Here is a 9675-nt window from a genome sequence, read left to right as displayed (position 1 = left end):
ACCCTTGAGTGCGCTGGCTTTTAGGTAAATTGTCACCCACGAAGGCGCGAAACGGCTCCATGGCGATATTGATTGAGGCATCCATTATCCACAACATGCCAGCGGCAATCCATAAGGTGGGCGAGTGGGGCATGATAAACAGGGCGAGAGTGGTGAGTATGGCGCCAATCAAGAAATAGGGTCTACGGCGGCCGAAGCGGTTCCAAGTGTTGTCACTTAAATAGCCTATGATGGGCTGGACGATAAGGCCAGTTAATGGCGCGGCTATCCACAAAATAGGGATGGTATCCATATCCGCACCCAAGGTTTGAAAAATGCGGCTGACGTTGGCATTTTGCAGTGCAAAACCAAATTGTATCCCCAAAAAGCCGAAGCACATATTGAAAATTTGCCAGAAATGCAGCTCCGGGCGGACGCTAGCAGGTGAATTATTAGTAGACATCGGAAGTCCTTTATTATTGTGCTATTTTTTTATGACTGTGCGGGTCATATTGTCCCATCAGCGAACGCTGACGGCCAGTGGCATTAAATAAAACGGAAAATTCAGCTAAAAAAAGGGCGAATACACATCCCCTAAGACGGGTATTCGCCCAAGATCTAAAGCCAAAGACATAAAAGCCAAGACTTAAATCGATAGACTTAAAAACGACAGACCTAAAGCCAAAACCCTCAAATTCCACAAACAGAGCCTGAGGTTGGTATAACAGGGCTAATACTGCCTCGAGTGGTTTTTTGGCACAACTGACTACATACGTATTCATCGAATTTTAGCAACATATCCCAAGCTTTGATAACAATTGCCTTGAAAAAAATTGGCGCAGCAAACAATCGTGTTTGCTGCGCCAATGCTGACCATGCAGTGACTTAAACGCTGACTGAAAAGCTGATTTATAAGGGCAGTAAGCGAATGGCGGCGCCGCCACTGGCCGCAAGGGTCAGTGTTAGGCTGTCTTTCGCGGTTAAGGTTTTGGTTTCAATCACATAATCATAGGGATTGGTTAACCAATGAGCCTTAGGGCCATCGCGATAAATCTGTGCTTGATAGGTGCGGTCTTTATCGAGGAAATCCAACTTAAGGCGTAATTCACGGCTGTTTTCATCGCTGAGGGCACCGATAAACCATTCGTCATTGGCTTTGGCTTGACGGGCAATGGCGACAAAGTCGCCCACTTCCCCCGCCAGAGCGATACTCTGGCGCCAGTCTGTTGGCACATCGCGAATAAACTGAAACGCATCTAAGCGCTGCACGTAGTTACGCGGCAGATCGGCCGCCATCTGAATAGGGCTATAGAGCACCACATACAGGGCCAATTGCTTGGTCAAGGTGGTTTGCACCCGATTCACCGCATCTAAGCCTTCGGGCGCTAGATTGAAAATCCCTGGGGTAAAGTCCATCGGCCCTGCCAGCATGCGTGTAAAGGGCAGAATCGCCGTGTGCTCAGGATTATTGGGCGGTGTGCCCCAGGCATTGTATTCTTGACCGCGCGCGCCTTCACGGGCTATCCAATTGGGGTAAGTGCGGCGAAGGCCTGTGTCCTTAATGGGTTCATGAGTATTGATGCTGATGCCGCGTTTAGCCGCCTCGGTGGCGCTGTGCAGGTATTCATTGACCATAAACTGACCATCGTGCCATTCGTGGCGCACTATACCTTGCTCATCCACTCTTTTGATCTGTGCGCCATCGGCCACATAACCGGTTTTAACTTGCGTGACACCATGCTTTTTATATAAATCGTAAGCGGCGCTCATTTGCTTGCGATAGTTGCTTACTGAGCCCGAGGTTTCATGATGACCCACTAAGCGCACGTTTTTAGTGGCGCCGTAGGCGGTGACCGCGGCTAAATCAAAATCTTTATAGGCGTTAGTGAAGCTAAATACATCGCCATTTTCATACCAGCTGCCATCCCAGCCCTCATTCCAGCCTTCGACTAACACTCCATCGAAGCCGTATTGGGATGCAAAATCCATGTAACGCTTAGTTTCACTGCTGGTGGCGCCATGTTTGTCGCCGCTGCCCCAAGTATTCTCGCCTAGGTGCATGCCCCACCAAATACCCACGTATTTACCGGGTTTTACCCAAGACACATCGCCAATTTTATTGGGTTCATTAAGGTTTAAGATGAGATCAGAATTGAGCAGCCCAGTGGCACTGTCTGCAATTTGAATGGTACGCCAAGGGGTGGTGAACCCAGGTGATGTTTTCACTAAAATGCCATCAGACCATGGGGTTAAATCGGCTTTTAACTTACCGTCTCGACCTTGATCTAGCACCATAGCCGCGTAATCAATCAGCGCCGCTTCATGGATACTGACGTGAGTGCCTTTGGCGGTTTTAAAGGTAAACGGCGTATGGGCGCGATCAACCTTGTCTAAACTTGTGGTGTTATACAGGTATTCATAGCGATTCCAGCCGCGCCCTGGGATCCACCACGCTTTCGCGTGTTTGGCATCAATGACGTTAAATTCACTGAGCTCGTTGGTGATGTCAAGCTGTGTAACTTCCTCAAGACCCGATTGCTTAGGCACTCGGTAGCGAAAACCAATACCATCATTAAAGGCTTTAAATTCAATTTCAAAACTCAGTGTGCCATTGGAAAAGGTGGCGCTAAGGGCACTGTATTTGTCATCAACGGTTTCACGCTCACCCCAGGGCTGCTGCCACTGGCTATCGTGGTGTGAGGTGCTATGGCTTAGAAGGGTAAAGTCTTGCCCCAGTTCGCCTAACTGTTTAAACACTAACCCCAATCGGCTTGAGTCAATCACAGTCTCGCCACGGAAGCTCACTTGATAGTGAGGCTTAGCATTATCATCTGCAAGCAACACCTTAATATGAGCGTCAGGCGAGCTTAACTGCAAGGTTTGCGCCTGCGCAAAAGGGGCATAACAGGTTGCGAGCGCTGCGATAATGGCCATACTTTGGCAACATGCCTGAGGTGATGTCAGCTTGGCAGCAGGGTGAACTTGAGTGAAGGAGAGTGCATTGAATATTGAGGGTGAAAGTAAGCGTAATCTGTTGAGTCCCATTGTATGGCATCCTTGGCTTGAATATTATTTTTATGGCTCCAATATATTCTCCCACGCCAAGAGGGGCAATTTACTACATACGTATTCAGGCTGATGGTTTCTGACAATAAAAAAGCCTCAAGCAAGGCTTGAGGCTTAGATTAACAGTCATTGATAAGATGACAACCGTGTATGGGCTACGAGTTTAGCTTTGCACGTCATCTTGGTAATTACGGCCGTAGAAGCTGGCCAGTAACAATTCTTTAAGCTCACTTATCAAGGGGTATCTTGGGTTAGCACCAGTACATTGATCATCGAAGGCGTCTTCTGCAAGTTCATCTAACTTGGCGATGAAGTCGGCTTCGTTGACGCCCGCTTCTTGTATAGATGCAGGAATGCCAATCGTCTTCTTGAGCTCATCGATTTTCTCAAGCAGTTTCTCGACTTTCTGCGCATCGGTTTTTCCACCTAATTTTAAGTGATCGGCAATGGCAGCGTAGCGGCACAAGGCTTTTGGTCTGTCGTATTGGCTAAACGCCGCTTGCTTGGTTGGCATGTCGGTGGCGTTAAAGCGAATAACGTTGTTGATCAATAACGCATTGGCCAAACCGTGGGGTAAGTGGAACTCAGCGCCTAATTTATGGGCCATTGAGTGACACACACCTAGGAAGGCGTTAGCAAAGGCGATACCAGCAATGGTGGCACCATTATGCACTTTCTCACGGGCCACAGGCGCTTTGGCACCAAGTAAGTAAGAGTCAGGCAAATACTTAAATAATAAGTCTAAGGCTTGCAGTGCTTGACCATCGCTGTACTCGTTCGCCATCACGCTCACATAAGCTTCAAGGGCGTGAGTGACGGCATCTATCCCACCAAAAGCGGTTAATGATTTTGGCATGTCCATCACCAGATTAGGATCAATAATCGCTATGTTCGGGGTTAATTGATAATCGGCGATGGGGTATTTTTTGCCAGTCACTTCATCGGTGACCACAGCAAAAGGCGTGACTTCAGAACCCGTACCAGAAGTGGTTGGAATCGCAACCATTTTGGCTTTTACGCCCATTTTAGGGAACTTGTAAATACGTTTACGTATGTCCATAAAGCGCAGTGCTAAGTCAGCAAAGTCAACCTCTGGGTGCTCGTACATGACCCAAATGATTTTTGCGGCATCCATAGGTGAGCCGCCGCCTAGGGCGATGATCACATCGGGTTGGAAGCTTTGCGCCACTTTAGCGCCTTCACGTACAATCCCTAAGGTGGGATCGGCTTCAACATCATAAAACACTTCGGTTTCTAAGCCCTGAGCCTTAAGGATCTTCAAGGTTTCGTTGCAGTAACCATTATTAAATAAGAATCTATCTGTGATGATAAGGGCGCGTTTCTTGTCACTTAATTCCTCAAGGGCAATAGGTAAGCTGCCACGGCGGAAGTAGATAGAAGATGGAAGCTTGTGCCACAACATATTTTCAGCCCTCTTAGCGACAGTTTTCTTATTGATTAAGTGGCTTGGGCCAACGTTTTCAGAAATCGAGTTACCGCCCCATGAACCACAACCTAAGGTCAGTGATGGCGCCAGTTTGAAGTTGTATAAATCACCAATACCGCCTTGTGACGCTGGGGTGTTAATCAAGATGCGGGCGGTTTTCATTCTAAAACCAAAGGTCTTCACTCGCTCATCTTGGGTGTCTTGGTCTGTATATAAACCCGATGTGTGACCAATGCCGCCTAAAGTGACTAAGGCTTCGGCTTTGTCCATGGCTTCATCGAAGTTTTTAGCTCGGTACATGCCTAAAAGCGGTGATAATTTTTCATGGGCAAAGGCTTCAGCTTCATCAATGTCAGTGACTTCACCAATCAAGACTTTGGTTGTGCTAGGTACGTCAAAGCCGGCCATTGCTGCAATAGCCACAGCGCTTTGACCAACGATAGCTGCATTTAGGCCGCCATTTTTAAGGATAACCCCTTGCATAGCCGCAGTTTCAGACTTAGATAACAAGTAACCACCGTGGGTGGCAAAACGCTCTTTGACTTGCTTATAGATGCTATCAACCACAATAACCGCTTGCTCTGACGCACAAACCACACCATTGTCGAAGGTTTTAGACATTAAAATTGAGCTGACAGCGCGCTTAATGTCGGCGGTTTCATCAATCACAATCGGTGTATTACCAGCGCCAACACCAATGGCGGGCTTGCCAGAAGAGTAGGCCGCTTTCACCATGCCAGGACCGCCGGTGGCAAGAATTAAGTTAATCTTGTCGTGGGTCATTAACTGGTTTGAAAGTGCAACACTGGGCTCATCTATCCAGCCGATAATGTCAGCAGGTGCGCCAGCCGCAATGGCCGCTTCTAACACAATACGTGCAGCGGTAGTGGTTGAGGCTTTAGCGCGCGGATGTGGTGAAAACACAATACCATTACGGGTTTTAAGGCTGATAAGCGCCTTAAAAATTGCTGTAGATGTTGGGTTTGTGGTGGGCACAATACCGCAGATGATGCCAACGGGCTCAGCGATAGTGATGGTACCGAAGGTTAAGTCCTCGGCTAAAATGCCGCAGGTTTTTTCGTCTTTATACTTGTTGTAAATGTATTCAGAGGCAAAATGGTTTTTAATGACCTTGTCTTCCATCACGCCCATGCCAGTTTCTGTGGCGGCCATTTTGGCTAATGAAATGCGCGCGTCGCTTGCGGCAAGGGCTGCGGCTCTGAAAATTTTATCCACTTGTTCTTGGCTGAAATTGGCGTACTCGGCTTGGGCCTTAGCAACGCGTTCTACTAGAAGATCAAGTTCTTGAGTGTTGGTAACTGTCATAGTTGTTTCCTTTAAAAATATTCAGCAAAGTGTTAATTTGCAAAATCTTCTTTAATCTCTCTATGGTTGAAAGTTACAGGTAAATTGCGCAAAAATCTGTGACAGTCTGCGCAAAATACCACTTATGTGTAATAAAATTACGACAATTTAGTACTCCTGGCCAAGATCCATCATCCCAGCAGACCTAGGGCTGAATAACTGTTGGTGTAAGCGGCCGGCAAATTCATCTGTCATCCCTGAAATATAATCGGCAATGACTCGCATAGGATCTTGGCCTTCTGCACGGGCTTGGTGCCAGCGACTTTGGGTATTAAGAGGCAGCAAACGCTCAGGATCGCTGGCAAAGGCTTCAAATAGCTGCATCACCACTTGTTGGCCTTTATATTCCAGCATTTGTATTTCAGGCTTGCGCACTACATGGCGCAGTACAAATTGTTTTAGCACCTCAAGCGCAGTGGCAAAACCAGGCTCGAGCTTGGCATTGTATTTGAGTAATACTTCGCTAAATTGCGGGTTTTCTTCAATGACTATCGCAGTAACAAAGCCGTTTACTAAGGTGCCAATGGCATCTTTTCTTAGGTGGTGCTCGCTTGAAAATAGTTTATTGCCTATGGTGGCAAACTCTTTGGCGACCCAAGGGTCTGGGTTATGCACCAGCGGCGCAGCGACATCACAATCCCACTGCGCCCTTGTCACTATGCCCATGACGATGGCATCTTCTAAATCATGCACCGCATAGGCTGTATCATCGGCCAGCTCCATAATCGAGCAATCAAAGGATTTGTAGGCCGTTTTTTTATGGGGATAACCGCCGCTATTGGGCAGCGGTGCTTGGGCCATAAATCTTTGTCTGTCATCTTCTGTTAACGGCGCTAATACCCAGTCTAAATTATCTTTATCATCATTGAATATGCTTTTCACCGGCGTCCATTGTGACGGTTTCAGCTGCCTGTGGTTTGCTGGCGGCACTGAGTGTTGATCCACATACAGCTGCGAGTGAATCGCGGGGTATTTAAGCACGCCGAGCAAGGTTCTGCGAGTGAGGTTCATCCCCCAGGACAAGGTGTAGGGTTCTAAACGGGTGAGAATGCGAAAGGTCTGGCCATTGCCTTCAAAGCCGCCGTTATCGCGCATCATATAATTGAGCGCCACTTCGCCGCCGTGACCAAAAGGCGGATGGCCGATATCGTGGGCGAGACACAAGGATTCAATTAAGCTCATGGAATTAAACAAAAATTTAAGCTGCGGGTATTTACGCTTAAGCTGGGCCGCGATACCGGTGCCAATTTGCGACACTTCTAATGAGTGCGTTAAGCGGGTGCGATAAAAATCATTCATGCCAACGCCGAGCACTTGAGTCTTGGCTTGCAGGCGCCTAAAGGCCGCGGAATGCAGAATGCGCGCTCTGTCTCGCTGGAACGGACTGCGATGATCATTGCGTCTTTGCTTGTCTTCCGCTAAAGGCCGTTCATGCCAAGGGCTAAACACCGAAGGGACAGGGTTGTCAGGCTGCGCGATATCGATACTTATGACTTTTGTGGTCATGTTATTAGAAATGGGATCAGTAGGTTTAGGCATAAAGGCTTCACTCGGTTATTCATTAACATACACAAGCTGCACACTGTTATTTTACATATCCGGGCTGCGCGCTGTTGTTTAACATATCCGGGCATAGCCCTATAGCATCTGGTTAATTTCATCTAAATCTAAGGTAAAGCTTGGGATAAAACAGTCCCTGAAAAACGTAACCGCAGGATTAGGATCCGCCTCTAATATAGCTTCAAGGCGCAGTTTTGCACTATTAAACTCGCTGTTACCGGCTTTTTGTTCTTCTAAACACTTAAGATAGGCGCAAAGGGTGTCGGCAGACTTTACTAAAGCCTTGTATTGGGGATCGGCGGCTGAGCTGTCAAACAAGCTTAAGTAGTCTGGTTTAAATTCCTCTGGCACCATTTCTAACATGCGCTGCTCGGCGATGGCTTCGATTTTCTTGTATTCGGCTTCAATTTCTTTATTGAAATACTTAACCGGTGTCGGTAAATCGCCGGTGAGGATTTCGCTGGCATCATGGAAAATGGCGATGGTGGCGGCTTTATTCACATCAAGATGGGTGGCAAACTTTTTATTGCTGATGATGGCTAGCGCGTGGGCAACCATGGCTACCTGCAGTGAATGTTCCTGCACGTTTTCTCGGCGCACATTGTGCATTAATGGCCAGCGCTGAATCAGCTTCATGCGGGCGAGGTGGGCAAATAGATGACTCATGGGACTCCTTTATTCCAATAGGCATGGTGCTGAGCTTATCATGGCGCGGCGGCAAAAAAAAAGCGACTCTTTTGAGTCGCTTATCACGCATTATGTGAATTTAAAGCTAATCACGTAAAGCCAATCGCCTTACTGTTGGTAATCAGCAAGGAACTCGCCAAAGCTTGTAAGCGCTTTGGTTAAGTCTTCTTTGTGGGGCAAGAAGACCACCCTTAAATGATCCGGCTCTGGCCAGTTAAAGGCGCTGCCGTGCACCAAAAGAATTTTCTGACTCTTAAGTAAATCAAGCACTAAGCGTTCATCATCGCGTAAGTTAAACTTTTTCATATCAAGCTTTGGAAAAGCGTACAAAGCCCCCTTGGGCTTTTTACAGCTCACCCCAGGGATTTGATTGAGTAAATCAAAACACACATCGCGCTGCACCGTTAAGCGGCCATTGGGCAATATCAGCTCATTAATGGACTGATAACCCCCAAGGGCGGTTTGAATGGCGTGCTGATTGGGCACATTGGAGCACAATCGCATGGAAGACAGCATTTCTAAGCCTTCGATATAACTTTTAGCGGCTTTTAAATTGCCTGACAACATCATCCAGCCCACCCTGAAACCGGCGGCGCGATAGGCTTTTGACAGGCCATTGAAGGTCACTGTTAAAATATCATCAGACAATCTTGCCGCAGGTACATGCTGGGCTTCATCGTACAAAATCTTATCGTAAATCTCATCGGCAAACAGAATAAGGTCGTGCTGGCGGCATAATTCAATGACTTCTAGTAGCAAGGCTTCGCTGTAAACCGCGCCCGTAGGGTTATTGGGGTTAATGAGTACAATACCGCGAGTGCGCGGGGTGATTTTTGATTTTATGTCATTTAAATCAGGAAACCAGTCCGCCTCTTCATCACAGCGATAATGCACTGCCTTGCCGCCAGAAAGGTTGGCCGCCGCGGTCCACAAAGGGTAATCGGGAGAGGGGATTAAAATCTCATCATCTGTGTTAAGTAAGCCTTGCAGCGCCATCATAATAAGCTCAGATACGCCATTGCCTATGTAGATATCCTCGATATCGACACCAAAAATGCCCTGTGCTTGATAATGCTGCACTATGGCCTTGCGGGCAGAGAATAATCCTTTTGACTCACAATAACCTTGGGCACTGGGTAAATTGAGAATAACGTCCCTGACAATTTCCTCAGGGGCTTCAAAGCCGAAGGGGGCAGGGTTACCGATATTAAGCTTTAAGATGCGGTGACCTTCTTCTTCGAGGCGGCGGGCTTCCTTATGGACTGGGCCACGGATGTCATAACAGACGGAATCGAGCTTATTGGATTTGATAATTGGGCGCATGAATGGACTCTTTAAAATGGCTAGCAGCCTAGCGACACGAAAACAGTATCAGTAACAACATAAGTGTCAGAACCATAACTAAAAAATTCGCTGATAGGAAGGGGCTAGTTAACAAAGTTAAGCGATTTTTTAAGATTTATCTGCTAAGCGAGGTAAATAAGTAAAGGCTAAATAGTGTTTTATGCTGTTTTTCTGGTGAAAGATGGTTTTTATCACTTTTTATGATGAGCTGGATTACGGATTACGGA

7 protein-coding genes are annotated in these 9675 nt (G+C 47.3%); all 7 read right to left on the bottom strand.

The window, feature by feature from the left end:
* Nucleotides 1–442: MFS transporter (locus tag H5073_RS17390; protein ID WP_182680827.1), on the bottom strand; the 442-nt coding region annotated here is incomplete at its 3' end.
* 13 nt (nt 443–455) lie between these two features.
* Nucleotides 456–680, bottom strand: a complete 225-nt coding sequence (locus tag H5073_RS17385; protein ID WP_182680826.1) for a hypothetical protein — start codon at nt 678–680, stop codon at nt 456–458.
* 208 nt (nt 681–888) lie between these two features.
* Nucleotides 889–2913 carry a glycoside hydrolase family 97 protein gene (locus H5073_RS17380; RefSeq protein ID WP_259394946.1) on the bottom strand — a complete coding sequence of 675 codons (2025 nt, stop codon included), beginning with the start codon at nt 2911–2913 and terminating at the stop codon, nt 889–891.
* Between the two features lie 295 nt (nt 2914–3208).
* Nucleotides 3209–5818, bottom strand: a complete 2610-nt coding sequence (gene adhE / locus H5073_RS17375) for a bifunctional acetaldehyde-CoA/alcohol dehydrogenase (protein ID WP_182680824.1) — start codon at nt 5816–5818, stop codon at nt 3209–3211.
* A gap of 147 nt (nt 5819–5965) precedes the next feature.
* Nucleotides 5966–7363, bottom strand: coding sequence for an anti-phage deoxyguanosine triphosphatase (locus tag H5073_RS17370; protein ID WP_182680828.1), 1398 nt, complete (start codon nt 7361–7363; stop codon nt 5966–5968).
* A gap of 132 nt (nt 7364–7495) precedes the next feature.
* Entirely contained in the window at nt 7496–8083 is a 588-nt protein-coding gene (gene yfbR / locus H5073_RS17365) for a 5'-deoxynucleotidase (protein WP_182680823.1), read from the bottom strand.
* Nucleotides 8084–8212: 129 nt separating this feature from the next.
* The gene (locus H5073_RS17360) at nt 8213–9427 is read right to left on the bottom strand and encodes a pyridoxal phosphate-dependent aminotransferase (RefSeq protein ID WP_182680822.1); all 1215 of its coding nucleotides are present in this window, start codon (nt 9425–9427) and stop codon (nt 8213–8215) included.
* Nucleotides 9428–9675 lie beyond the last annotated feature (248 nt).

The organism is Shewanella sp. SR44-3, from assembly GCF_014163735.1.
Lineage (GTDB): Bacteria > Pseudomonadota > Gammaproteobacteria > Enterobacterales > Shewanellaceae > Shewanella.
This window is presented reverse-complemented; position numbering and strand designations above follow the sequence as displayed.

Coding starts and splice junctions, on each gene's coding strand:
- H5073_RS17360 (WP_182680822.1), bottom strand. CDS start 9,427: ATGCGCCCAATTATCAAATCCAATAAGCTCGATTCCGTCTGTTATGAC.
- H5073_RS17370 (WP_182680828.1), bottom strand. CDS start 7,363: ATGACCACAAAAGTCATAAGTATCGATATCGCGCAGCCTGACAACCCT.
- H5073_RS17380 (WP_259394946.1), bottom strand. CDS start 2,913: ATGGCCATTATCGCAGCGCTCGCAACCTGTTATGCCCCTTTTGCGCAG.
- yfbR (WP_182680823.1), bottom strand. CDS start 8,083: ATGAGTCATCTATTTGCCCACCTCGCCCGCATGAAGCTGATTCAGCGC.
- adhE (WP_182680824.1), bottom strand. CDS start 5,818: ATGACAGTTACCAACACTCAAGAACTTGATCTTCTAGTAGAACGCGTT.